The sequence below is a fragment of the Streptomyces sp. NBC_00029 genome (assembly GCF_045160505.1).
In the GTDB taxonomy this organism is placed as follows: domain Bacteria; phylum Actinomycetota; class Actinomycetes; order Streptomycetales; family Streptomycetaceae; genus Streptomyces.
This window is the reverse complement of record NZ_CP108292.1, coordinates 23,227-48,824: the sequence shown is the minus strand read 5'-3', so window position 1 is coordinate 48,824 and position 25,598 is coordinate 23,227. Positions and strand designations below refer to the sequence as shown.

Genomic DNA, 25,598 nt, shown 5'->3' with positions numbered 1-25,598 from the left:
CCGCCCGCGGACTCCGGGACCGGCCCGCTTCCGCCGGTGATCGAGCTGCGGGGCACCGGTCTGGTCTACCCGGGCCCGCCGCCGGTGGAGGCGCTGAAGCCGTGCGACCTCACTGTCCGGCGCGGCGAGTTCGTCACCGTGGTCGGCCCCTCCGGGTCGGGGAAGTCGACGTTCCTGAACATCGTGGGCCTGCTGGACGCGCCGACGACGGGCTCGTACCTCCTCGACGGGATCGACACCGGAAGCCTCGGGGACGCCGACCGCACGAGCCTGCGGGGCAGGCGCATCGGCTTCGTCTTCCAGTCCTTCCATCTCCTCCCGCTGCGCAGCTCGCTGGAGAACGTCGTCCTCGCCATGGTGTACGCCGGAGTGCCCCGCTCCGAGCGGCGCGCCCGCGCCCTCGAGGCGCTGGACCACGTGGGCCTCGCGCACCGCGTCGACGCCGTACCGGCCCGGCTGTCGGGCGGCGAACGCCAGCGCGTGGCGATAGCCCGGGCCCTGGTGGCCCGGCCGTCGCTGCTTCTCTGCGACGAACCCACGGGCAACCTCGACACGCACAACGCGCGGACGGTCCTGGCGCTCCTGGACGAGCTGAACGCGGACGGGATGACCGTGGTCGTCATCACCCATGACCCGCAGACCGCCGGGCACGGGAGCCGTATGGTGACGATCCGCGACGGCGTCCTCGGAGACTCGCCCGGCGGCTCCCTCGGTGGTTCCCTCGGTGGTTCCCTCGAAGACCGGGTGATCGCGTGAGAGCCTTCCGCCGGCGTCACCGCGGCCGCCTCGTCGAACCCTCCACCTTCGCCTGGCGCGACCTGCTCTCGGAGTCCGTGGCCGGGATGCTGCAGCGCCCGGCCCGTTCGGCCCTGACAGCGCTCGGCACCGTCCTCGGGGTGGGCACGTTCGTGGCCGTCCTCGGCCTGACCGCCACCACGTCCTCGCAGATCGACGCACGGTTCACCGTCCTGTCCGCGACGGAGGTGACCGTCGTGGACATCGCCCGCGAGGTGGACAACCTTGCAGGGCCGGCCTTCCCCAAAGACGCCGACGAACGCGTCGACAGGCTCAACGGAGTAGAGGCTGCAGGGGTGTTCTGGACCGTGCGGCTGAACGGCGCCACCGCCGTGCGCTCGTCCCCGGTCGGCGCCGGCGCGGCCGCGCAGGTCGACGTGATCGCCCTGTCGCCCGGGGCCCTCCGGGCGGCGGGGCCCCGGCTCTCCCAGGGCCGCGCCTACGACGCGTACCTGTCCGACTCGGCCCAGCCCGTGGCCGTCATCGGATCGGGCATCGCCGCCCGTCTCGGCATCACGACGCTGCGGACCCATCCGGCGATCTTCATCGGCGACGAGCCGTTCACCGTCGTCGGCATCCTCGACGACGTCGACCGCAAGCCCGACCTGCTGCTCTCCGTCATGGTTCCGAGCACCACCGCGGAACGGATCTGGGGGCCGCCGACCGACACGCCCGCCTCCATGCTGATCTCCACGAAGGTGGGCGCGGCGCAGCAGATCGCCCGCGAGGTGCCCATGGCACTGCGCCCCGACCACCCCGAGTACCTCAAGGCCGTTCCTCCGCCCGACCCGAAGTCCCTGCGCAAGAGCGTCACGTCGGACCTGGACCAGCTGTTCCTGCTGCTGGCGGGGATCTGTCTGGTCATCGGCGCGGTGGGCATCGCCAACACGACCCTCGTGGCCGTCATGGAGCGCACCGGCGAGATCGGACTGCGCCGGGCGCTCGGCGCCCGCAGCCGGCACATCACCGCCCAGTTCCTCGCGGAGTCGGGGGCCCTGGGCGGGTTGGGGGGTCTGCTGGGCACGTCCCTGGGCACCCTTACCGTGGTCGCGGTCTCCCTCGCCCGCGACTGGACGCCCGTCGTCCATCCGGGCACGGTCGCCGCCGCTCCTGTGGTCGGCCTGGCCACGGGTTTGGCCGCGGGCCTCTATCCGGCCTGGCGGGCCAGCCGGATCCAGCCGGCCGAGGCGCTGCGCCGCTGACGCGAACGGCCGCCTCCCTTCAGGAGGCGGCCGAGGTGCCGGGCCCAGCAGCGGTGTGAACAGGCACGCCCATGGCAGCCGGCCATCCTCGCGATGGGCGTCCCGCGACACGCCCCGCAGGGCGCCTCCGACGGGCCCGCTGCGCCCCTCAGATGGATGATGCGACGGCCGTCCTGCAGAGCCGCCTCCGGCGTGGATGGCGGACCCTGGAAGAGGGGGCCCGACAAGCCGCGAGGGAGGCCCCGTGACGCTCAGACCGCCGGTGGAGCCGATGCTGGCGCAGGCGGCGGAAGCCGTGCCGGGCCCGGCGGCACTGCGGGCGGGGGTGGCGTACGAGCAGAAGCTGGACGGTCATCGGGCGCTGCTGTTCACCGCTGCCGGCCCGGGCGGCAGCGTGCTGGTGCAGACCCGTCGCGGGGCGCTGGTGTACGACCGGTGGCCGGACCTGGTGGGCGGCCGCCGAGGCGCAGTCGCCGCACGGCCTGGTCCTCAACGGCGAACTCGTCGTCTGGTACGCCGAGGCGGGCCGGTTGTCGTTCGAGGCGTCGCAGCGCCGGCCGCCACCCGCGCCTGCGGCGCCGCAGGTCTCGTCACTCGGTGGCCGGCCACGGCGCGGCCCAGTTCCGTCGTCTTCGACACCACCCTCGTCTGCCCCGTCCTTGTCGCCGAGGTCAGCGCGGACCGGGCCGTCGACCACGGCGCTCTCCGCCGCCGCTGCGGGTCCAGCGGCTGCGCCTGGGCGTGGGCTTCGAGGACGTACCCGGGTCCGGCGGCGGCCGCCAGCGCGCTGCAGACGGACCTGGTGCGCTACGACTGTGCCCCGCCCACGTCTTGCAGCGCGGCCCCGGCTTGGAGGACCGACCTACGCCTGCACCGCCCCACTGCGCCGGCGAGCCTAGTGTCCGGACTCAGGAGCGGTGGGGAGGCCGCGCCCAAGGCGCACCGAATGTACTGCTGGCAGCGGTCTTGGGCTCGCGGCCGGGGGGCCGGGGGGCCGGGGTCCCGTACCATGCACCCTGGAATTGAACGTGCTCAAATGTGGGGGGGCTGGGGTGGGGAGAGAAGTGGTGACAGCGGTGGGGGACGGAACGGCCAGCCGACGGTTCGCCGTCGTCCTGTGGTCGGCGCTCGCGGTGGAGGTCGTGGGGCTGTCGGGGGCCTTCGCCCTGGCGGACACCACCGTGCTGGTGCCGGAATATGAAGGCACCTTCGCCAAGGAGTGCGCGGTGCTGCTCGGCCTGGCGCTGGCGGTCCTGCCCGTCGTGGTCGCGGTGCTGGCGCTGCGTCTTCCGCGGAACACCACGGCCCTGTGGCGGGCGGCCGCCTCGTGGATCCTCGCGCTGGCCCTTCTGATCGTGCTGGGCGCGGCGGGATCGGGACCGTGGGTCGGCTGGTGTGTCGTCGCTATGGTCGCCTCGTGTGTGGCCACCGTCATCTGCGCCGACCACAGAGCCGAGCTGCCGAGCGGGCCGTCCCGCGTCGTGGCCGCGGTCGCCCTCGCCGCGCTGGTCGTGGCGGCCTGCGGCTCCTGCGCCGGGCCGTACACCGACTATCCGGGGGTCTGGACCGCTCCGCACGACGCCGCCTCCCTGACCCTGACCGAGGAGACGCAGCCCGGGCGGGGCGGCCAGTACACCTTGCGGATCGGGACGTGCACGGAACGGGGCCAATGGGTCTTTGACTACCCCCAGATGTCGACCTCGGTCCAGATGTGGCTGCATGGTGACAACGTGAACGCGTGCCTGCCGGGCCATCCGGACGTCCAGGTCCGTATCGTCGGCGGTGACCGGAGGGCTCCAGTCATCGCGCTCTACGGGCTGCACCTGACCAAGCAGTGAGCGGGACGTCCGGGCGGTCGCCCGCAGAAAGTATGGGTCTGCCGCCGATGCGGCCCCGCACCGGAGGGACCAGTCCCCTCACCCGCCCTGGCCTTGTGCCCAGCGCACCATCCATCATCCGTCCCGGGCCGAACAGGCCTCGTAGTAACGGGGAAAGCCCCGTTCAGCGCGACCCCGTGACCCCCGCGCCCCGCCTGCCCGGAGGCGACCACAGCGCCTCATGTGAAATCCATACGCGTCCCTAACGCCGCTCAAGGGAGCGTAGAACTCCTTCCCCCAGCCTGCCGCTGGCCCCCGCCCAGTCCGATAGAAACACCTGGCACAGCCCCCTGCGCACCACCCGCCACAGCACCGTGAACCACACGCACAGGAACACCGCTCGATCCGAATGACGCACCCCGCCAGCTGGCGCTTCCGCCTGGACGGCGGCGCGCCGGGAGGCGTACGCGAACGACCAGGGCCAGCCGGCCTCCCTGGTCGCGGTGACGGCCCGCTCCAACCGGAGCAAGGCCGACCAGGACCCGGCGGAGTGGCTCCCGCTGGCCGCGGACGCGCTGTGCCGCTACGGAGCCGAGTGGACCGCGACGAAGCTCCGCTGGGGCCTCGCGGTCGACGAGGCGGAGCGCGACCGGCTGCTGGACATTGCGGCCGGCTGCGGCGGCACGGATGTGGAGTTCACCCCCGCCCCGTAGGTCGAGGGCTGGCGGAGAAGGGGCCGTCACCGCGTTGGGCCTGGCCTTGCGGTGGCGGTGCTACTGCGGTCAGGAGGTGGCCCGGGAGGCTTGCGTACGCGTCAGGATGGACTGGCAGGCGCGCTGGATTTCGAGGTCGACGGAGATGTTCCATCCCCAGGGGTCACCTCCGCGGCGGGGCTGCGCGAGCGCGGACTGGATCTGGGGGAGGGCGGGGTGCGCTGCTGGGCCCATGCGGTTGAGGCAGGCAACGACATGGCGTGCGGTGGAGTTGTTGTCCTTCCAGGCGGCCAGCAGCGCCAGCACGACGGCGGGGTCTTCCCCATCTCTGCTGATGTCCCAGAGCGCGGACGCCACATGGACCAGGGTCCAGGAGTCGTTCAGCACGGTTGAACCGTCCTGCTCGTTGCGTGCGTTCTGTTCGAGTTGGTCGTTCAGTATCTGGCGCAGGCGGGGCAGCACGGCCGCGGCGGGAGGGCCGATCCGGCCGGCAAGGTTGACCGCGTCGAAGTTCCGCCTGTCGTCGAGGAGGTGTTGCAGCAGCGGAACGACCTGCTCGGGGCGGCGCTCAAGTTCCCAGACGGCGCCGGTCGCGGCCGTACGGGTTCCTTGGTCTTCCACCTCGGTCAGGGAGCGGACGGTCTCCAGGGCGGTGACGGCGCGGGGGCCGAACGAGGCGAGCGACTTCAAGATGGGCGCGGCCGTGCGCCACTGCCCCCGCTGGACGGCGGCCTTGATGGCATCGGCGAGTGCGGGCACGGCGGCCGGGTCGCCGAGTGCGGCGAGCGCGGACGCGAGAGAGGTGGGACTGACATCGGGCCATTCGCGGGAGTGGTCGATGTCGGCGAGGAGACGGATGAGGCGGGGCGTGAGTTCCGCAGCGGCCTGGGGCAGTTGGCCGGTCGCGTTCACGGCGCGCCAGGCGTCGATGCCGGTGTCCAGCGCGGTCAGCATTCCGGGCAGGGCTCGCTCGTCTCCGAGCTCGGCGAGTGCCAGGACCGCCTGCTGGTGGGCGCGGCGAAGTTCGGCGTGTGGGCTGGCCCAGGCATCAGGTCGATGTGTGGTGCGCTGGGTGGTGACGTAGGCGGCGAGGGCTTCCCGGGCCGGTTCGGCAAGCTCGGCCAGGTCCCCGAGCGCCTCGGCTGCAGCCGCCGACGTGTAGGAGTCGCGTGGCAGCAGGCACGCCGCGAGGAGCCGCACCAGGGGAGTGTGGTCTCCTCGCCAGGAGATGATCAGTTTGCGTGCCATGTCGATCGCGTCGTACCGGGTGGCCGCATCCGGGCTGCGCAGCTGCTCGCAGAGCAGCGCGGTCCGGTCCTCGACACGCGCGTCGAGGACCTCGTGGAAGGTCACCAGCATGGACGTCGTGGGCGCGTGGACCCGGCCGCGGCGGTCGAGGTCGGCGAAGGCGGCAGCAACGTGCCCAGGAACACCAGGGTCGGGCTCGGACTCAAGAGCACACGTGCACAGCTCCGTCGACCCTGGGCTCTCGCTTGCTTCCGTGCTCTCCTCGGGCAGGGGTATCGGCGTGATCCGGCGGAGGAGCGCGATCGCGGCGGGCACCGTGGTGTCGTCGATGGACTCGGGGACGCAGCGAGCCCGCTGCACGAGCGCCGCAAGACGGACGTCGGCATCCACCGCCGAGCCGTCGGCGAGGAGGTCGAACCATGCCCGCGCTGGTTTCCCAGCCGCCGGGAGCCGCAGCGCCAGATCGCCCATCGTCCGGATCACCAGCAGCCGCTCCATGGTGCCGTTTTCGGCGTCGAGCCGGTCCCGAAGGACCCCTACCGCCCGCTCGGCGTCGTCCAGGAACAGCCCCAGTCCCGCGATCGCGGCCGAACGCACCCGCGCGTCCGGATCACAGGCGTAGCCGACGAATACCTCGCCGCGTCCACGTATCAGGGCTGCGGCGTCCTGGTAGGCAGTGGTCTCTTCACCGTCGATGCCGATCCATACACCGCCGGCCTCGTCCCGATCGACGGCTTCACGGCCGATGCTCACGATCAGCGCAACCACTGACGCCCGATCAGGTGTGGAAGGGCTGTCGGCCATGCCGAACAGGAACGGCAGGCTGGCCACCGTGCACGGATACACGTCTCCCTGATGGTGGGCCGCGCCGTAGAAGCTGCTGAATGCCTTCTCCCGGATCTCGTCGTCGGATGAAGCCATGTCGTGCAGCCATTGCGGAACATCACCGGCCGGCCCGTAGGCGTGTCCCAGGGAGGCCCAGTTGATGCTTTCCAAGTCGTTGATCATGCCCGGCACTATGCCGCGCAGCACTGACACCCTGCGATAGCAGTCGCGGGGGCACCCAGATCTCGCCCGCCAGAGCCGTTGCCGCTGAGGCGGCTGCAATACCGCTCATTTGGAATGACGCGCCCTGCCAGCTGGGGCGTCCGCGTGGACGGCGGCGCGGCGCGAGGCGTATGCGAACGACCAGGGCCAGCTGGCGTCCCTGGTGGCGGTGACGGCCCGCTCGAACCGGTCGAAGGTGGACCAGGACCCGGCGGAGTGGCTGCCGCCGTCCGCGGATGCGCTGTGCCGGTACGGCGCCGAGTGGACCGCGACCAAGCTCCGCTGGGGCCTCGCGGTCGCCGCGGCGGAGCAGGACCGGCTGTGGGACATCGCGGCTGGCTGCGGTGGCACGGACGTGGAGTTCACCCCCGCCCCGTAGGCCTTGTCCGCCGGCCGAGTCTGTACGGCCCGCACGCGGGTACCTGTGGCGCGGAGCCGGCCGACTGCCTGTAGGCCGTCCGGGGAGGAGCGGGGGCCGCGATGGCGGCCCCCGATTGAGGTCTCCTCGACGTTGAGCTGCAGTCACCACACACCGCCCTCCACGCTCGTGCAGACCGGGCGGAGAGCACTCGGGGGCGGTCGGGTATCGGCTCAGGGGCTGAGTCGGGTGATCTTTCAGGGGTGGCCGGGAGTCGTCTTGATCTTGATGTGCCGGGGGTGGGTGGATGGAGGGTTCAGGGCCTGGTTCGCGAGGCCGCCCTGCGGCGGGTGAGGGCGAGCCCGACCGGAGCCGGGTTCTGGGCTGTGACGCGGGGAGTAGGGGCATGGCGGTGCAGGGTGCGGATGTGCTGGTGGTCGGCGCGGGAGTGGTGGGCCGTTCCCTGGCGTTCGCGCTCGCGGTGGCGGAGCCCTCGGTCCGGGTGGTGCTGGCCGGCGATACGGGCGGGGCGGCGGCGAACGCCGCGGCGTCGGGTGCGGCGGGGGCGATGCTCGGCGCGCTGGGTGAGGTCACCGAGTGCGGGCTGCGGACCCGGCACGGTCGGCTGCGGACCGACCTCGCGGTCGAGGCGGCCGGGCTCTGGCCGTCCTGGCGGGCCCGCGTCCGCACCGCTGCGGGCGCCGCCGCCCCCGACCGCGACGGATACGGCACCGGCACATTCATGATCTTGAACGCGGTCTCCTCCGCCCTGGACGACGCCTCGTTCACCGCTGTGGCCCAGGCGGCGGCCGAGTACGGTCTGGGCTGCGAGGAGACCACGCCGGCGGGCATCCCGGGGTATCGGCCGCTGGACAACGACCGTGCCCTGCGCGCCTGGTACCTCCCCGGGGAAGGCTTCCTCGACGCGCGGGCCTGGCTCGCCACCCTGGACACGGCCCTGGCCGCGCTGCCCCACACGATCCGCACCCCGGCCGGCACTCTCACCGCAGCCCCGGAGGGCGGCTACCTCCTCGACACACCTGCCGGCGTCTTCCGCGCTCCGCGCGCGGTGGTAGCGGCGGGCGCCTGGACCACCCCGATCCTCGAAGCCCTCGACCCGGACCTGCCCGTCGTCCCGGTCCTTGCCGCGGCGGGCACCGCGGTGACCGTCACAGGGCCCGAGACATGGCCCGCCGTGATCCGCACACCCAACCGCGCCTACGCCTGCGGCCTCCACGCCGTCCCACAGGCCGACGGCTCCCTCTACCTCGGCGCCAGCGCCCACCCCGCCCTCACCCCCCCCCGGCCCACCGCCGGAGCACTGCGCTTCCTCCTCGACGCCGCACTCAGCCAGCTCGACCACCGCCTCGCCGGCGCCGGCATCACCCACACCCATCACGGGAACCGTCCCCTGAGCCTGGACGGCCACCCCGTCATCGGCCCCACCCTCCGCGAGGGCCTGTGGGTCGCGTCGGGCACGCACCGCGACGGCCTGCACGCCTCCCCGCTGATCGCCGCCGCCCTCGCCGACGCCCTCCTGGCACCCACTCCCACCGACGATCCGCTCCCCGGAGTACTGGCCGCCTTCGACCCGGGCCGGGAGCTGATCTCCGATCTCACGGTGAAGGAGGCAGCCGCGGAGGCAGCCGCGCATCACGCCGCGCTCGCCGCCGAGGCCCGCATGCGTCCCCCGCTGACCGGCGCATGGCCCCAGACCCTGGCCGACGGCTACGCCGACCTGCTGGACCGCGCGTATGCGGCCATGCCCGAGGGCTACATCCCGCCCCCGGACCTGGCCCCCCTCGCCTACGAGAGCACCGGCCCGGCTCTCGCCGAGATCGCCGCCGCCCACCTGGCCCGCCACGACCGCGCCCACGCCTGAAGGGCCCGGCGGGTGCGCCCGGGAGATACCGGGGTCGCATGGATTTTCTTGGCGCCGTCGTGGCCGCGTGAGGCGGTCGGCACTGACGTGGCGGCCCGCACCGACTGCGTGCGCGTCGATGATCCTCGCGCTCGGTTCCACCTCCCGGCCCTCGCGCTCACCGACCTTCCCAGGCAGCCGATGAGAGCCGGATGTCCGTCCAGCATCCCCCTCAGCCTCCATCCCTCCTTGGGAATATTTATACCGTTTCTCGACAGTTTGGCATGAATTGGAGTACTGTCGACGTGCCATGAAAGAGAAGCGCGCGTACGAGAGTCCGCTGCGTGCCGGGCAGCTTGAGCAGACCCGGCAGCTGATCCTCGCCGCGCTCACCGAGGCCATCGCCGACGAAAGCGTCCAGGAGCTGACCATCCCGCTCGTGGCGGAGCGCGCAGGCGTCGCCGTCCGCACCGTCTACCGGCACTTCCCGACCAGGGAGGCACTCTTCGCGGACTGGAGCGGGTGGGCCCAGGAGAATCTGCACGTGCTCACGCAGTCCTACCCGGACACCTTGGGCGGGCTGCGCCGCGTGGCGCCGGAGCTCTACCGCTCGTACGACGAGCACGCGCCACTGATCCTCGCCATGCTGAACTCCAAGGCGGCCCGGCCGCTGCGGGAGCAGGGCCGCGGGGACCGGTTCCACTCGGTGGAGGCGGCGCTGGCCGAGCTCACGGCGGACGCCGACCCGGTAGCCCGCCGCCGCGCGGTCGCCGTGCTGTACCTGCTGGTGAGCGCCCCGGCCTGGCAGGCCATGCGGCTGCAGGCGGGGCTCGACGGGGCGGAGGCCGGCATGGCCGCCGCCTGGGCGGTGCGGGTGCTCACGGACGAGCTGCGGCGAGACCCGGACGGCCCGCTACGCCACCCGAGCGGATGACCGGCGAGGAGGAGAGCCATGAGCATCGCCACGGAACGCACTTTCGCTCCGCCGGGGCCGGGTACCTGGTTCCTGGACCCGACCCACTTCACCCGCCCGGTGACCAGGTTCCACGCCGAGATCTTCATCGAGGAGATGCATCGCGGCTTCGGAGAGAGCCTCCGCCGGTACGGGTCGCTGCTGGAACGGCTGGACTGGGCCTTCGTCAACGGCTTCTGCTACTACCATCCGCAGCCGCTGGGAGCCCCGCCGGACGCCACGGACCACCCGCCGAGGGAGGTCTGGGAACGCCTTGTCGCCGATCATCCCGAGATCCGCACCAGGCTCGCGACCAGCGTGACCGTCTTCGAGCGCAAGCTGTGGCGCGAGGACCTGCGCCGATGGGACGAGGAGGTCAGACCCGGGCTACAGCGCGAGCGGCGCGAACTGCAGCAGGTCGAGCCCGGTCTCCTCGACACCGGCAGTCTGCTCGCCTACCTCGACCGATGCCGGGAGCACCAGCGCCGAGCCGGCTACCTGCACCACCTGTTCAACATGCCGGCACTGCTGCCGATGGGCGATCTGCTCGCACACTGTCAGGAGTGGACCGGGCGTACCACCGGCGAGATCCTGGCCCCGCTGGCAGGATCGAGCCCCGACCCGCTGGCGGACCGGGAGGAACTGGCCGAGCTGGCCGCCGCCGTGGCAGCGGACCCCCGGGCGAGCGAGCTGCTCGCCTCCCCGGCGCGACCCCAGGAGCTGCTGGCGGCGCTGGGGGCCGTCGCGGGACGTACGAGTACCGCCCTTGCCGACTACCTGGAGACAGCGGGCTGGCGCCCCGTCAATGGCGAGGACGTGGGCGATCCCTGCGTGGCGGAGTTGCCCGCCGTCGTGCTCGCGGCCATTCGCTCGGCGGTCTCCTCCTCGACGAGGCCCCAGGCGGACGCCCGCCCCGACCAGCGCGCCGACGCGGCGGCCGACCTTCGCGACGCCGTACCCGCGCCGCACCGCTCCCGCTTCGACGAGCTGCTCGCCGAGGCGCGGTTGGTCTCCCGGCTGCGCGACGAGCGCGGGTCGTGCGCGGACCTGCCGGCCATCGGCCTCACCCGGCGCGCCATCCTGGCGGCCGGCCGACGGCTCACCGAGCAGGGCCGGATCTACGCACCCGCCCACCTGGCCGAGGCGGGCTACGCCGAGCTGCGTGCCCTGGTCCGTACGGGCTCCGGGCCCGACGCCGCAGAACTCGCCGCCCGGGCGCACTACCGCGACCACGCCCGGTACGCGGACGCGCCGCCGATGCTGGGTCCACCCCCGGGCGACCCACTGCCGCCTGATTGGCTGCCGCCCGCCGCGGCACGCCTGGAACGCGCCCTCGGGGCCATCGTCCTTGCCATGTTCAGTAACCCGGCAGCGCGGACCGAGGGGCGGACCGTGCACGGGCTCGGCGCAAGCCCAGGCGTGTACGAGGGCACTGCACGGGTGATCAGCGGCGTGCCCGAGTTCGAGCGCATCCAGCCCGGGGACGTCCTGGTCACCGGCGCGACCACCACGGCCTTCAACATCGTCCTGCCGCTGCTCGGCGCGATCGTCACCGATCGCGGTGGGGCGCTCTCCCACGCCGCCATCGTCGCCCGGGAGTTCGCCATCCCCGGAGTCGTCGGATGCACGGATGCCACGGCGGTGATACCCGACGGCGCCCGGGTGCGGGTCGACGGCCGGGCCGGAGAGGCGGCGGTGGTCCGATGACCGGTCCGCTGTCGCCGAGCACGTGGTCCGCCCCGGTGCCGCTCCGCCTGGCCACCGACGAGAGCCGGTACGGCGGCAAGGCCTCACAACTCGCGGCTGCCGCCCGGGCCGGTCTACCGGTACCGGAAGGAATCGCTCTGGAATGGCTGTTTGTCGACGTCGTCGCAGCAGGCGACGACGAGGCGCTCGCCGCCCTGCACGTGTCGACCACCGACTTGCAGGGCGGCGGGCTGGCCGTACGTTCATCCGCGCTGGGCGAGGACTCGGCCGGGGCGAGCTTCGCCGGACAGCACCTCACCTGCCTCAACGTACGGGGTTCGGACGGGCTGACCGAGGCGGTCCGAACGGTCAGAGATTCGGCGCACTCGGCCGCCGCGCTCGCCTACCGTGAGCGGCTCGGGCTGCCCGGCCGGCCCAGAGTGGCAGTGGTGGTACAGGAGTTGGTGGTACCCGAGTGCGCCGGAGTCCTGTTCTCCCGAGACCCCCTCGACGGCTCCGACGTCCTGGTGATCGAGGCGAGTTGGGGCCTGGGTGAAGCCGTGGTCAGCGGCCTGGTCGTACCGGATCACTACCGGGTCCGCCGCGACGGCAGGGTGATCGAGCGCACGGCGGGCATGAAGGACCTGGCCGTGGAGCCCGCGCTGGCCGGCGGAACGAGCCAGGTCCCGGTCCCCGCCGACCGAATTCACCGACTCTGCCTCGACGAGACGCGGTTGGAGAGCCTGCGGGAACTCACCGCCCGCTGCGAGCAGGTCTTCGGCGGGACGCAGGACCTGGAGTGGGCCTTCGTCGCCGACCGTCTCCGTCTGCTCCAGCGCCGGCCGATGACCGGGGCCGTGCCCCCCCACTGACCCCTGTGTAGCCGCCCACCTCAACTCACGACGAGCATGGACTGCTTGTGGTTGAAACAGATCGAAGCCCGACGTGCCACCTGGCCGGTAGCGCAAGTCGGCCTGCAGGTCATCGGCGAGTTGCAGACGGCACCCGGCTCCGGTATCCAACCGCGCTGGTTGTTGAGGGCCGCCGCGGTGTGGGCGGGTGCGCGGGCGGGGCAGGGTGGCTGGCGTGATCCGGCCGGTCTGCCGACGGGGGCCTGCTAGAGGGTGGTGTGCGCTGGTGAAGTGGGACTGGTGGACGGTGGATTTCGGGGACGCGCACGCGGGCGCGGTAGGTGTCCTCATCGGTGGTGTTGAGCCGGGTCCGGTGTGTTTCGATGTCGGGAGTGGTCCGGACGTGCCGTCGACCAGGCACTGGTCGGCGTACGACGGCCGGTACCGCCGCCCGCGCGCCGACGCCCTCAGGGCGGTGTGTGCGTGCGGACGGCGCGGCGCCGCCGAATACCCCCTGGACTGGGCGACGATCGGCGACCGGCCCCTGTACGAGGCTAAGCCTCGGCGCGTCGACTTGTCCGTACGCCGTCTGTACTGCGAAAACACGACGTGCCCGAAGGTGACCTTCGCCGAGCAAGTACCGGGGCTAACCGTGCGCTACCAGCGGCGGACGCCACGACTGCAGCGCCTGGTGGAGGACGTCGGCGTGGTGCTGGCCGGCCGGGGCGGCTCTCGGATGCTGCGGATCCTGAACATCAGGCTCTCGCGGGTCGCACTCCTGTCCCAGCTGATGCGGGTGCCACTTCCGCCACTGGTCACGCCCCGGGTGCTGGGGTTGGACGACTTCGCACTCTACGGCGGCACCTACGGAACTCTCCTGGTCGACGCCACCACCCGGCTCCCGCTCACACTCTGGGAAGGACGCGACGCCGAACAGCTCGGCCGCTGGCTCCGTGAACACCCGGGCGTCAAGGTCGCCTGCCGCGACGGCTCCCTCACCTACCGACAGGGCATCACCGCAGGCGCCCCCGAAGCCGTGCAGGTCAGCGACCGATTTCACCTCTGGCAGGGCCTTTCCCGCCGCGTCCAGGACATCGCCTCCACCCACCGCAGCTGTCTACCCGCAGCCCTGCCCGCAGTCAGTGAAGACGATCCCCCACCGGCCGGCGAGACCGGCAAGGGCACCGCGGCGGACACCCGGGCCGGGCGTCACGCCCAGAGTCTGTTCGGGGCTGTCCAGGCCCTGACCCGCACCGGCCGGAGCCACAGCTCCGTGGCTCGCGAGCTCGGCCTGGACCGCCGCACCGTCGGCAAGTACGCCCGAGCCCGCACCTGGCAGGAAGTAATGCGCCGGCCGCCCCGCAAGCCCTCCACGCTGGACCCCTACCTCGACTACCTGCGGCAACGCTGGGACGAAGGACAGCACAGCGCGAAGATCCTGCACGAAGAACTGCAGACCAAGGGCTACCTCGGCCACTACCAGCGCGTGAAAATGGCCGTCGCAACCCTCCGTCGGGGCCTGCCCATCGACGAGCCACGCGAACGACCGCCCTCACCTCGCGAAGCGGCCCGCTGGATCACCACCCACCCACACCGCCGCAGCCCGCACATCAATGAGCGCCTGCCCCGGCTCCTCGACCACTGCCCCGAACTCAAGCTCACCCACGACCTGGTCCGCCGCTTCGCCACCATGGTCGACAACCAGGACGCGGCACCCTTGCCGGACTGGCTGAGCGAGCTTGCAAACAGCGGACTGGCCCCTCTCGCGGGCCTCGCCGGAGCCCTACGCGAAGCCCGGCATGCCGTCGCTCAGGGAATCACAACCCCTTACAACTCCGGGGTCAACGAAGGCCGCATCACCGACGTCAAGCTGCAGAAACGGATCATGGCAGGCCGCGCCGGTGTCCTCCTTCTCCGCCACCGAGTCGTCCTGATCGCCCACCTCCGCCGCCGCTATGCGGACCAACCGACCGTGTCACCGAGATGATCTCCGCCTACGAAAATCTTGCCAGAGCCACATTCGGGTGTACGCCGACATCACGGGCGGCGGGCTGCGGACTCAGCGGGCGGAGCTGCCTCAGTGCTCGTCGAGGCCACCGCTCTGCTCCAGGTCATCCATGAACTGATCGTGCCACCTCAGCTCGCGCCCCCTGCCCGGACTCGTCAGGACGATCGTCTTCGCCTCACCAAGTGCCGTGGGACCCGCCCCAAGCAGCTCGCGCGTGATCACCACCGCATCGAGCACCTCGACACGACGCTCACTCAGCAGCCGCTGCACTGCGACCATCCCGCCGTCACCCGTCAACAACGGCCGGCACTCGTTGACGAGCACCTCCAGCCTGGCCGTCCTCTCCGGATGCAGCGCACTGATCGCCATCACGCCGTCCCTTCCCCTCGCGAGCCCAGACTCTTTTTCGATCATCCCTGACGCAGCGACTTCCGATCACCCGCATGAGCAGGAGGAGCCGCGAAGGCCAGAGTGACGTCAATTGTCGGGTTCTGGCTCACTTTCCGTGGGGGCTGACTGAGTGTGATGTCAATGGCTCCCCGGGCCGTGAGCAACGGACAGTTGGAGTTACGTGTCCACGGCTCTCGCTGCGACGCCTGATCGCCGTTCTCTTGGTGGCGTCACGACGGCAGAATATAGAGGTGGACTCTGACCTTTACCCTGATCTGGCTGCTGCGGGCAGCCTGGCCGCAGCGCTGGAACAGCTGGCGGCCGAACTCGGTGCCGACCTCACAGTGGTTCCCGGCGACTGGGGCCCGCTCGTTTCGGCCGGCATCGCCTCGTCGGTCCCTGAGCGCAAGCCGCTATCCGTTCACATCGGGGCCGAGAGCCGCTGGTTCGGTGTCTCCGGCTGGAGTCACGGAGTCGAACTCATCACCGGAGCCACGCCCAACTTGGCGGATGTCGTCAGGGCAGGAGCGGCATGGGGGCAGGGCAGGAGCCTACGGGAGCTGCGGGCGGAGCTGTCGTTTCTGCGCTCCAGCAAGCGCGCCGAAGCTCACGAACACGGGCCGGCCGCGGTGGTGGAGCTGCAGTGGCGCACGATGCGGGAGCAGGCGGCCGAGGAACCGGATTTCTCAGGGTTCGACGAACTCGTGGAAGCGGCTCATGCCGAACCGCGGCTGCGACGGCTCTATGTATATTCCAGCCACTGGACGCTCGGCTTCAGCTCCTGCACTGGATACCCGTTCCGCGATGAGGTGGCCATCGTCCCGTCACACAGTGGCAGCCCATTCCGCGTGAAGAGGCATCCGCTATCCGACGACGTTCTCGGCGAGGCTGCCACAGCCGGGGAAGCCGTCGCCCTGGCAGTGCGCCACCTCCCCACCGATCTCGGTCCGGCCGTCGCGGGAACCGCCGAACAAAATGGATGACGAGCGCGAACCCAGTCACTGACCGTCACCTATCCTGTGGCCAATTGGCTCCCCATCAGACGACTGCGGACGGGAAATCCAACTGGCCCCCACCGCGGTCTGCCCTGCGCTTCACGAGTAGAGCAGGACGCGCTTGCGGAGGAGATGAAAGCCGGCCCGGCCGAACATCTGGCGTTTAAGCATCTTGATTCGGTTGACGTGGCCCTCGACGACGCCTGAGCTCCAGGGCAGGGTGAGGCCGGCGATGACCGCATCGCGGTCACGGTCGATGCCTGCGGCGAGCGTATGGAGGCTGGGGAGATTGTCTCGCCGAACGGCATCGAGCCACTGTGGCAGCCGTTCGCCCTGGCGCTCTGTGAGCATCTGGCCGAAGGAGCGGACGTGGCCGGTGAGGGCTTCGAGTTCAGGGCAGTGGACCAGAACGGCCTTGAGCCGCAGATGCTCCGTCTCGGTGAGGGTCTCCGGCCGGCGGAGGATCCATCCGGCGACGACTCGAGGAGACGGTGGCCGAGGCGTGACGGAGCCTGGCGAGAGCCGCTTCTCCCGGAAATAGGCGCGAACCCGCTGGTAGCTGCCCTGATAACCGAGCGGCACGATCTCCTCCCACACCCTCCAGGCGTTCGTGCAGCCCTGGTTCCAGCGGTCATCTAGGTAGGGCTTGAAAACGTCGAGTTTGGATGGCCGGCCCTGCCACTGCCCCTGGAACAGGTCCTCCGGGGTGGCTGCGTCCGCGAGGAGCTTGACGGTGCGAGAGGTCATCCGGAGTCGGCGGCCGATCGCCCTCCGACTGAGCCCGGTGGCCAGCAGTTCGTGGACGGTCGCATGGTTGACACGGGTGCGGTCAGCGAAGCGGTGTCCCCTCGGCCAGGGCGAGCCGAAGGGATCTTCGAACTTCTCCGGCTCGGGGGCAGGCTGGACTGGATCTGGCGCCAGGACGTGCAGGCATCCTCGGTGGTCTGCGACGCATCGCTCCGCAGCCTCACTCAGGTTGCGCCAAAGATGCCACCTGTCAGCGACCTGCACCGCTTGGGGCGCCCCGGCCGCGGCACCTTCGGCGAAGAACGGTGCCCGATCGCGGCAGACCACCTCCACCCCTGGTCGTTTCGCGAGCCAATCGGCCAGGCTGGACGCCTCCCGGTCGGGCAGCAGGTCCACCGGACGCCGGCTTTCGACGTCGACCAGGACAGTCCCGTAGTGACGCCCTTTGCGGGTCGCGTACTCATCGACGCCGACCACCCGCAGGGCCGGAACTTCAGGGTCGGGCAACGCTTCGACCAGCCGCAGCACCGTGCTGCGGCTCACGGACACACCGAACACACTCGCCATGCGGGCACCGGCGCGACCGGCGAGCGCGAGGCCAACCGCGGCCAGCGTCGCCCGCAGGCGCTCGGTCCGCCGACCGTACCGACGGGTCAAACCCGGCAGCTGTTCGGCAAAGGTCCGCCGCTCGCACGAGATCACCGGGCAGAGGAACCTGCGGACGCGCAAACAGAGAGCGACCCGTCTGCCTCCACTGGGCACATCAACAGGAAACCGCAGGTAGGAGCTGTGAACCCGCCGTGACCAGATCCCGCATCCGGGACAGATGGCCCCAGCCGCTGTGCTTCGGGCCTCTATGCGTACCGCCTCGTCGTTCACGGCTACGGACAGTACCGCCACGTCGGCGATCGACGGGAACAGCAACTCCTCCAGCTGGAGCACTACTTCTTCCACGGGCCGTACTGTCGGCCACACCGCACCCGGTACGGGCCAATTCCGGGCAACTTCCCCAAGGCCGACTCGTCCGAGACCCGTCACTCAGCGTGCACGGTCCACGGAAAGTGAGCCAGAACCACAACCCGTGAATAAAGCCAAGTGAGAAATCGGTGGGGATCGCTGTCCTGGGGGTTTATCGCGTGTGGGGTGACGCTGTCTTAGTTTCGTGAGTTCTGATCCACCGGCCAGCGGTGGGTGGGTGTGATCGACGGGTGGATCAGGAAGAGCGGGACCCGGCTTCTGCGGGAACGGGTGCTGGTTCGGGGCGCCGCTTTGCCGGCTGTGGCAGCTGGCGGGTGTGCCCTGTGCGAAGAGCGGCGTTGGTGGTTCGAGGAGCTGGGCGGCGAGGGCCTTCTTCCGTCGGGGATGGGGAGGCGGGGCTGCATTGGCGGAGCTGCTGCTGGGGCATTGACCTCGCGGTCATTTCCCTAGTTGGGGCACAGCGGGCCGACGGACTGGTGGGGAAGGTAGGCCTTCTGTTCCCCGGGAGTCAGATTGCGGTTGACGGCCTGGCAGATCTTTTTGATCGCGTCGGCGGGTTTGCGGAGGACGACGTCCAGCAGTCGCACGCTGCCGTCGGCGCTGCCTACGGCCAGGGTGGTTCCGTCCGGGTTGAACGCCACTGAATTGACCTCACTGGGTTGGGGCAGTCTCTCGCGGATCTCGCGGGTCTTCATGTCCCACAGCCGCACGGTGCTGTCGTCGCTGCCTGTGGCGATGATGTTTCCATCAGGGCTGAACGCCACCGAATTCACCGGCCCTGTGTGGCCGGGCAAGGTGAAGCGGTGGGTGCCGGTGGCCGCGTTCCACAGCCATACGGTTCCGTCGGAGCTGGCGGTGGCGAGGGTTTCGCCGTCGGGGCTGAACCTCACCGAGTTCACCGGTCCTTTGTGGCCGGACAGCGTGACGAATTTTTCGTCGGCGAAGTTCCAGAGCACTACGTCGTTGTCGACGGTGCCGGTGGCGAGAGTTCTCCCGTCGGGGCTGAACGCCATGTCGGACACGGTGTTGCTCAGAGTGAGTTCCCAGTAAACCTCGCCGGTGGTCGCGTCCCGCACGAACACGGCGCTGTCCACGCCTCCGGTGGCGAGGTTGTGCCCGTCGCGGCTGAACGCCACCGCGGTTGCCTCGTCGGTGTGGTCCTTCAGGACGGCGCGTTCCTTGCTGGTGGCCGTGTTCCAGAGCCGTACGATGTGGTCGGAGCCAGCGGCTGCGACGGTTTTCCCGTCGGGGCTGAATGCCACCGACCACACCTTGGCGTTGGGGTGTTTCAGGGTGGCGCGTTCCTTGTCGGTGGCCATGTCCCAGAGCCGTACGGTGTGGTCGAAGCTGGCGGTGGCGAGTGTTTTCCCGTCGGGGCTGAATGCCACCGACCACACGGCGTCGTCGTGGCCGTTCAGGGTGACACGGTTTTCTCTGACGGCTACGTCCCAGAGCCTCACTGCCTCGTCGTGGCTGGCGGTGGCAAGGGTCTTTCCGTCGGGGCTGAAGGAGAGGGAACTCACCCCGTTGGTGTGGCCTGTCAGGGTGATGCGCTCGCTGTTGGTGGCCAGGTCCCAGACGCGTACGGAGTTGTCGCCGCTGCCGGTGGCGAGTGTTTTCCCGTCGGGGCTGAATGCCATCGACCACACGGCGTCGTCGTGGCCGCTCAGGGTGAGGCGTTCTTTGCCAGTGGCCAGGTCCCAGACGCGTACGGTGTAGTCGGCGGCGTCGGTGGCGAGTGCTTTCCCGTCGGGGCTGAACGCCACCGAGAGCCCAGAAGCGTTATGGGTCAAGGTGGTGCGTTCTTTGCCGGTGGCTGTGTCCCAGATGCGTACCGTCTTGTCGCCGCTGCCGGTGGCGAGTGTTTTCCCGTCGGGGCTGAATGCCACCGACCACACGGCGTCGTCGTGGCCGGTCAGGGTGACGCCTTCTTTGCCGGTGGCTGTGTCCCAGATGCGTACCGTCTTGTCGCCGCTGCCGGTGGCGAGTGTTTTCCCGTCGGGGCTGAATGCCACCGACCACACGGCGTCGTCGTGGCCGGTCAGGGTGACGCCTTCTTTGCCAGTGGCCAGATCGAGGATGCGTACGGTGTTGTCGTCGACGTCGGTGGCCAAGGTCTTTCCGTCGGGGCTGAATGCAACCAGTCCGCCGGAGGCATTGCGAGTCAAGGTAGTGCGTTGCGTGCCGGTGGCCGGGTCCCACAGCCGCACGGTCTTGTCGCTGCTGGCGGTGGCGATGGTGCGCCCGTCGGGGCTGAACGCCACTCCGTTCACCCATTCGGTGTGGCCGGCCAAGCGTAGACGGAGCGGGAGAGCGGCTGCGTTCTCCAGGCTTTCGACGGCCTCGGAGGTGGGGCTGGTGCGGTAGGCGCGGATGGCCAGAAGTGCAGCCAGATCGGGGTTCGAGTCGATCAGCGTGCCGGACCGTGCTGCGAGCTCGCGGGACAGAGCCGTCTGCCGCTCCTCGCTGACCGTCCGCCATTGCCAGATCGCTCCTCCGGCGGCGAACAGTGCGAGCACCAGCAGCACGGCCAGAACCGCGTTGAGGCGTCTGCTGCGCCGGATGCCGGCCTGCTGGTGGTCCCTGCTTGCAGTGAGGAAGGCGTCGATATCGGCCGGCAGGCGGCGCTGCTGTGCCCAGTCGAGGCCCTCCGCGAGCGCTGTGCCCGCGAGAAGGTCTCCGGTGTCGTTCCCTTCAGCCCAGCGGTCCCGACGTGTATCAGTTTGGTCAAGCCACCTCTTGAAGCGGTGGTCCTGCCTGACCCACTCACGCAGGGTGCCCCAGTCCCGGATGAGGGCGTCGTGGATCAATTCGGCCACCGGAAGGGCCGGAGGGGCGTTGCGGAACAGGGAGACGCTCGGCGTGTGGGTGGTGATCAGGCGGTGACGGATGAGGGTGTCGAGGACTTCGTCGACGGCCTTGCCGTTGTCCGGGCCCTCGGCGAGGTCGGCCGCCAGCTCCCGTAGCTCCTGCAGGGTGACCTGCTTACGGATGGCGGGGATGTTGTGGCGGGGGTCGGCGGAGCGGACCAGGGAGGTCAGAATGCGTTGCGCGATGGGCAGGTGATCCGGGGGCAGTTGGTCGAGGGCGGTGTCACACCAGGTGGTGAGGCTGCCGGTGACGCCGCCGATGCGCCGATAGGCGTCGTGGGTGAGGTATCCCTCGTGGCGTCGCTGCCACAGCTGGCTAAGAGTCAGCTCCAGCAGAGGCAGCACCGTGACCGGTGCCTGGCGGGTGGTCTTCCCCTCGGGGGTACTGGCCAGGACGTCGGCGATGATGTGCTCGGGCAGGCCCGGCTCGAAATGGGCGCCGGCCCTCAGGGCGGGCAGCGTGATGATGTCGTGCAGGTCCTCCTGGCTGAGCGTGCCTGGCATGTTGAGCAGGCCCGGCATCGCGGCTTCGAGCAGCTTGGGGGCGAGGGCGGCCTGCTGGGGGTAGAAGTCGTCGCGCATGACCAGGATCACGAAGAGCGCGGCGTTTGATTTGACCGCCGTGGTGATCTCGTTCGTGGCAGCCAGGCGCAGGTCCCGGTCCCGGCCGATGGCTGGCAGGGTGAGGAGTTCTTCGAACTGGTCGATGACCAAGATGACGCGTCGGCGCCCGGGTTCGTCCTCGAGCCTGCGCGTGACGGCCGCGGCGATTCCGCCGCTGACCGCGCCGGGCAGTCCGGAACGTTCGAGTTCGAGAAGGAGGTTCTGCCTGGGACGGGCGATCACGGGCAGCCAGTGGTCGCTGCCCGGTACCTCGCCCGCCGCCAGCGCCGGCACTACACCCGCCTGGACCAGTGAGGACTTACCCGAGCCAGAGGGGCCGAGGAGCAGGATCACCCGCTGCTGCTCGGAGAGGCTGGCCAGGACTTGCCGGACGGCGTCCTTGCGGCCCTCGAACCACTGGGCCTGTTCCGCGGTGAAGGACTCCAGTCCCCGGTAGGGGCATACGTCCTGCTCGGTCAGGTCAGGCCAGATCTCCCGCAGGACCTCGGTCGGGGTGACGTAGGCGATGCCCTGGCCGCGCTCGTGTTCGTCGGGGGCGGTGATCTCGGTGAGCATGCCGATGACCAGGCCGGTCACCTCGTCGACTACCGGGCCGCCGCTGAATCCGGTGGTGAGGTCGTTGGCACCGGTCAGCTGGAGGTGGGCGCTGCGGCCCCCGGTAGCGGGCAGCAGGCCGCCGGCCTTGCCGTAGCCGAAGTGGCCGCCGACGGGGGCCTGGGCCGGGAAGCCGAAAGAGTGCACTCTGTGGCCACGGGAGCCGGACGCTGAGCCCAGGGGCAGGGGGGTGATGCCCGCCGTTGTGTCGTTGCTCAGCTGTACGACAGCCACGTCCTCGTTCTCCAGGGCGCGCCACGCGTCCGTCAGGACAAGGCCCTCGACCTCGGGGGTGCCGTCCGCGTGCGGGAAGACCAGGCGCAGGTTCTCACCGGGGCCGCCGCCGGCGGCGCGTACGACGTGCGCGCACGTCATCAGGATCCCCTCGGCGACGAGGAAGCCGACGCCAGCCACCCGGTCGTCCGGTCCGAGGACCTGGGCCACGGCCCCGCTGATGTCCATGGGGTCAGCCCGCCTTCGGGCCCGTGCCGGGGTCGTCGGACTTCTTCTCCCACGCCATCGTCACGCGCAGATGGCAGTTGGCACTGCTCTTGGTGATCACGGCCCCGGCCTCGAAGGCGAGGTCCACGCCGAACTCGAACGTGATCGCGTCGGGGCCGGCCTTGCGCAGCTGGGCGAGTACGGCGCTCGCTGCCTCTGTCACCGGCCCCAGGGCCGACTGCAGGCTGATCGGGAGTTCGTGGATGGCCTCTCCGAGCCGGCCCGCCTTCACCGGCCCTTCTGTGGTCGTCGGAGCCTCGACCAGCAGGGAGCCGCCGTCCGCCAGGGAGATTCGCGCCAGGTGGGTCATCGCTCCTCCTCCGCCGCCGCACACATGCCTCTGGTTGTGATCGTCGCCGGACCCGCGGGGTGTGGCACCCGGGGTGGGCCGGACGCATGAAGCCGAGTCCCGCCCGTCCGGGCCCGGCCAACGCGCACGTAGGGCTGTGACCGGGAACCTTCGGCGGGTACAGGGGGCTGATACCGGTGGGCTCTCGTATTCAACTGTCACCGGCTCTCCGAGGAACCCAACCAGCCGGTGACCGTTTGTGATCACCAGCGGCGTATCGGCTCCACGTGCGATCTCTCGGTTTCGGGGCGGTGGTGTGAGAGGCAGCCGGGTTGTTGCTGGTTGAGGGCTGTTTTCAGGGGCGGTGCCACTGTCTGGGGGGTGAGAGATCGGTTCGGGATCGCTGTCCGGGGGTTTACCGCATGTGGGGTGACGCTGTCTCGGTTTCGTGAGTTCTGATCCGCTGGCCGCTGGCCGCTGGCCGCTGGCCGCTGGCCGCTGGCCGCTGGCCGCTGGCCGCTGGCCGCTGGCCGCTGGCCGCTGGCCGCTGGCCGCTGGCCGCTGGCCGGTGGGTGGTCGGTGTGATCGGGGGGTGGATGAGGGGACTCACCCGCCGGGGTCGGGCGGGGATACGGACGCGGTTTTGCCGGCCGTGTCGGTGCGGGCGTTGCGGGGGCCCGCGGTGCGTAGTCTGCTGGCTTTGCGTGGGGAGGGGAAGCTCACCACCCGGCATGTCCGAGTGGCTGCGGATGCTCTGGGTGTGCGGGAGCGGGCGGCGTGGCGGTGGCTGGCTGCGGCCGAGGAGGACACGGACGCGGCTGCCGCGCCGGGGGAGCGGGCCCGGTATCACGGGCGGTTCACGGTCACTGCGGAGGTTCGGGCTCTGCTAGGGCTGTGGAAGGGGAACGTCGCCGCTGTCCACCGTGAGTTGACCGCCCGTGCGGCCCGGGGCGAGGGTGATCCGCCTCCGTCGGTTCCGACGCTGCACCGTGCGATCCGGCGTGATCTGACGCCTGGGGAGCGGGCGGGGCTTGCCGGTGGTGAGCGTGAGGCCCGCAAGCATGATGTGTTCCTGGCCCGGCCGCGGGGCTGGCGGAACCAGGTGTGGGAGGCCGATCACGTCCAGGCCCCGGTCCTGGTCGACGTCGAGGGCGCTGCGCGTCGGCCGTGGGTCACCTGGTTCGTGGACTGCGCGTCGAACACGATCATGGGTGTGGCGGTCACCCCGGGGCATCCGTCGGGGGAGTCGGTCCTGGCCGCGCTCCGGGCGGCCGTGGTGCGCGAGGAGCCGTTCGGGCCGCAGGGCGGGCTCCCGGAGAAGGTACGCGTGGACCGGGGCAAGGACTTCCTGTCGAGGACGGTGATCGCCGCGTTCGACGCCCTGGCCGTGGAGGTGGAGGACCTGCCCGCCTACACCCCGCACCTCAAGGGCACGGTGGAGGGCTTGAACCGGGCCGTTGAGTCGATGTTCCTGGCCGCGCTGCCCGGCTACGTACGTCAGCCGCGCCCGGGCCGGCGCCGGGCGCGGCCGAAGGACGAGGTGCTCTTGGACTTCGAGGACTTTACCGCCCGCCTGTTGGACTGGGTGGCCTGGTGGAACACCTCCCACCACCCGGGGCCGTTGAAGGGCCGGTCCCCGCTTCAGGTGTGGGAGGCGGATCCGACGCCGTCGCGCGAGATCCGCGCGGACGCATTGTGGACGTTCACCCTGGAGGACGACGGCCGTGTCCGGGTGCTCTCCACCAAGGGCGTCCGCTTCAGGAACCGCGACTACCTGGCGGCGTGGATACTGCGGGCAGCGTGCGCGAGCCTGCACGCTCCCGACCTCTGGCCGCCGCGACGGCGCTGGCCTCCTTCGTCTGGTGAGGGGCTGACGGATGGCGCAGGTGATCCGGGACGGCATGCTGTCCCATGCGGTGCTGGTCGAGCGGTTGCTCGCGATCGACGAGGCAGGTCGGCTGCTGGGCCCGCACCGTCACGCCGCGGCCAGCCTTGCCCGGGTGCCGGTGAAGACGGTGACACGCTGGCTGTGGCAGGCACGCGACGAACCCCCGCCCCGAACCCCGCCCGCCCGCGCGGGATGGTTGTTGAAGGCCCCCGCCTGGGACGAGACGACGTGGGCCCGGATGGACACCCTGCTGGCAGCCGAACACGACCTGAGGCAGAGCCGGAAGCCGGGTCCCCGCCCTGCCGCCGACCTGTCCACGCCCCTGTACCGGGCCCGCCGTTGCCCCTGCGAGGGCGACCACCCCTTCGTGGCCGGCCCCCACTGCGCCGCAGCGGGCGTGGACACGCTGATCCCCGAAGCGGACGTGGTGGTCACCGACGCCCTGGAACAGACCGCCTCAGCCCTGCGGCACGTCGTGGCCGCCGGCGGCGTCATGAACATCGACGGCGCCCCGGGGACCGGCAAGACCATCGCCCTGCAATACGCCCTCGCCCGCCTGCCGCCCGGCCCGGCCATCCGCCGCGTCCCGATACCCGTGGGCGCCACGATCTCCCAGCTACGCCACGCGATCGCCGAAGCACTCGCACTCAAGGTGCGCCCCGACAACCGGCGCAACACCACCGACCAGGCCCTGGCCACCGCGCTGCGCAGCCCGCACGTGCTGGTGTGCGACGACATCCAACGGCTTTCCCCACCCGCCCTGGAATACCTCTGCCGCCTGGCAGTCGACCCCGGCGCACCCACCACCCTCATCCTGGCCGGAACCGGAAGCACCCAAGCCCTCCAGCGGCTACCAGAACTCGCCTCCCGCATCCTGACCCGCCAGCACATCCCGCCACTCACCCCCGCTCAGGCCCAGGCCCTCCTGCCCGCCTTCCACCCGCTGTGGGGCAGGGTGCCGCCACAGCACATCGCCCGAGCCGACGAACGCTGCGCACGGGGCAACTTCCGCGCCTTCGCCCAGATCACCGCCCACGTCATCGACGCCGTCCTGACGAACCCCCTCGCGCACTCCGGCAGCGCCCTGGTCGAGGCGGCATGCCGCCGACTCGGAGGCATCTGAGGGGCCCCGGCGCCTCTGGAGAGTCCACGAGGTGCAGTGTCACTGGCGTGGGGCGACGCAC

15 protein-coding genes and 2 pseudogenes are annotated in these 25,598 nt (G+C 70.7%); 12 read left to right on the top strand and 5 right to left on the bottom strand.

Features of this window, described 5'->3' with window-relative positions:
- Positions 1-36: 36 nt before the first annotated feature.
- From OG753_RS00180 to OG753_RS00165, 4 genes and pseudogenes are all read left to right on the top strand, one after another.
- On the top strand, positions 37-756 hold the full coding sequence (locus tag OG753_RS00180) for an ABC transporter ATP-binding protein (protein ID WP_405786573.1): 720 nt from the start codon (positions 37-39) through the stop codon (positions 754-756).
- Entirely contained in the window at positions 753-1,997 is a 1,245-nt protein-coding gene (locus OG753_RS00175) for an ABC transporter permease (protein WP_405786572.1), read from the top strand. The genes OG753_RS00180 and OG753_RS00175 overlap by 4 nt, the downstream gene beginning before the upstream one ends.
- Before the next feature lie 1,067 nt (positions 1,998-3,064).
- The gene (locus OG753_RS00170) at positions 3,065-3,835 is read left to right on the top strand and encodes a hypothetical protein (protein ID WP_405786571.1); all 771 of its coding nucleotides are present in this window, start codon (positions 3,065-3,067) and stop codon (positions 3,833-3,835) included.
- A 404-nt stretch (positions 3,836-4,239) separates the two neighbouring features.
- Positions 4,240-4,527: pseudogene (locus OG753_RS00165) on the top strand (HNH endonuclease); the annotation flags it as partial.
- Positions 4,528-4,596: 69 nt separating this feature from the next.
- Here OG753_RS00165 and OG753_RS00160 read toward each other — a convergent pair.
- Positions 4,597-6,783 (bottom strand): HEAT repeat domain-containing protein, encoded by a 2,187-nt coding sequence (locus OG753_RS00160; protein ID WP_405786570.1) that lies wholly within the window; start codon positions 6,781-6,783, stop codon positions 4,597-4,599.
- Positions 6,784-6,904: 121 nt separating this feature from the next.
- Between OG753_RS00160 and OG753_RS00155 the strand changes: the two are divergent.
- From OG753_RS00155 to OG753_RS00130, 6 genes and pseudogenes are all read left to right on the top strand, one after another.
- A pseudogene (locus OG753_RS00155) lies at positions 6,905-7,201 on the top strand (HNH endonuclease); the annotation flags it as partial.
- Positions 7,202-7,586: 385 nt separating this feature from the next.
- Positions 7,587-9,062 (top strand): NAD(P)/FAD-dependent oxidoreductase, encoded by a 1,476-nt coding sequence (locus OG753_RS00150; RefSeq protein WP_405786569.1) that lies wholly within the window; start codon positions 7,587-7,589, stop codon positions 9,060-9,062.
- 289 nt (positions 9,063-9,351) lie between these two features.
- On the top strand, positions 9,352-9,975 hold the full coding sequence (locus tag OG753_RS00145) for a TetR/AcrR family transcriptional regulator (protein WP_405786567.1): 624 nt from the start codon (positions 9,352-9,354) through the stop codon (positions 9,973-9,975).
- An 18-nt stretch (positions 9,976-9,993) separates the two neighbouring features.
- Positions 9,994-11,700, top strand: coding sequence for a PEP-utilizing enzyme (locus tag OG753_RS00140; RefSeq protein WP_405786565.1), 1,707 nt, complete (start codon positions 9,994-9,996; stop codon positions 11,698-11,700).
- The gene (locus OG753_RS00135) at positions 11,697-12,551 is read left to right on the top strand and encodes a PEP/pyruvate-binding domain-containing protein (RefSeq protein ID WP_405786564.1); all 855 of its coding nucleotides are present in this window, start codon (positions 11,697-11,699) and stop codon (positions 12,549-12,551) included. Before OG753_RS00140 ends, OG753_RS00135 begins: the two co-directional genes overlap by 4 nt.
- Before the next feature lie 382 nt (positions 12,552-12,933).
- Positions 12,934-14,517: an ISL3 family transposase gene (locus OG753_RS00130; RefSeq protein WP_405786562.1), complete on the top strand. Its 1,584-nt coding sequence runs from the start codon at positions 12,934-12,936 to the stop codon at positions 14,515-14,517.
- 90 nt (positions 14,518-14,607) lie between these two features.
- On the opposite strand, the gene OG753_RS00125 is transcribed toward OG753_RS00130, so the two are convergent.
- On the bottom strand, positions 14,608-14,907 hold the full coding sequence (locus OG753_RS00125; RefSeq protein WP_405786560.1) for a hypothetical protein: 300 nt from the start codon (positions 14,905-14,907) through the stop codon (positions 14,608-14,610).
- A 272-nt stretch (positions 14,908-15,179) separates the two neighbouring features.
- Here OG753_RS00125 and OG753_RS00120 point away from each other — a divergent pair, with 272 nt between their 5' ends.
- Positions 15,180-15,911, top strand: a complete 732-nt coding sequence (locus OG753_RS00120; protein ID WP_405786558.1) for a DUF6193 family natural product biosynthesis protein — start codon at positions 15,180-15,182, stop codon at positions 15,909-15,911.
- A 111-nt stretch (positions 15,912-16,022) separates the two neighbouring features.
- Here the strand turns inward: OG753_RS00120 and OG753_RS00115 are convergent, their stop codons facing one another.
- The 3 genes from OG753_RS00115 to OG753_RS00105 all read right to left on the bottom strand — a co-directional run bounded on the left by OG753_RS00115 (position 16,023) and on the right by OG753_RS00105 (position 22,547).
- Entirely contained in the window at positions 16,023-17,624 is a 1,602-nt protein-coding gene (locus OG753_RS00115) for an ISL3 family transposase (RefSeq protein ID WP_405786557.1), read from the bottom strand.
- Positions 17,625-18,094: 470 nt separating this feature from the next.
- The gene (locus OG753_RS00110) at positions 18,095-22,198 is read right to left on the bottom strand and encodes a trypsin-like peptidase domain-containing protein (RefSeq protein ID WP_405786555.1); all 4,104 of its coding nucleotides are present in this window, start codon (positions 22,196-22,198) and stop codon (positions 18,095-18,097) included.
- A 4-nt stretch (positions 22,199-22,202) separates the two neighbouring features.
- Positions 22,203-22,547: a CU044_2847 family protein gene (locus OG753_RS00105; RefSeq protein ID WP_405786553.1), complete on the bottom strand. Its 345-nt coding sequence runs from the start codon at positions 22,545-22,547 to the stop codon at positions 22,203-22,205.
- A gap of 1,856 nt (positions 22,548-24,403) precedes the next feature.
- Between OG753_RS00105 and OG753_RS00100 the strand changes: the two genes are divergently transcribed.
- A complete protein-coding gene (locus OG753_RS00100) occupies positions 24,404-25,537 on the top strand; it encodes an AAA family ATPase (RefSeq protein ID WP_405786552.1) in 1,134 nt (377 codons plus the stop codon).
- The last annotated feature ends 61 nt before the right edge of the window (positions 25,538-25,598 follow it).